At 77.2% G+C, this 281-nt stretch carries 1 protein-coding gene; it reads left to right on the top strand.

Translation table 11 applies throughout. From position 1 onward, the window contains the following. A partial coding sequence (locus HTZ77_RS45055) for a TSUP family transporter (protein ID WP_328809141.1) occupies nucleotides 1-281 on the top strand: 281 nt, incomplete at both ends.

Below are 281 nucleotides of genomic sequence, written 5' to 3' on the forward strand. Positions count from 1 at the left end.
GGGCCGTGGCTGCGCCGCTGGGTGCCCGTCGCGGGGCTCGGCGGCGCGGCCGGTTCGGCGCTGCTGATGTCCACGCCGCCCGGCGTGTTCGCCCGTATCGTGCCGGTCCTGGTGGCCGCCGGGTCGCTGGCGCTGCTCGTCCAGCCACGGCTGGCCGCCCTCCGCCGCCACAGCGACGGCGGCGTGCTGCGGCCCGTGGCGCTGGTGGCGCTGTCGGTCTACAGCGGCTATTTCGGCGCCGGATCGGGCGTCATGGTCCTCGCGCTGCGGCTGATCACCCC

The sequence above is a fragment of the Nonomuraea montanisoli genome, assembly GCF_013363975.1.
Taxonomy (GTDB): Bacteria; Actinomycetota; Actinomycetes; order Streptosporangiales; family Streptosporangiaceae; genus Nonomuraea; species Nonomuraea montanisoli.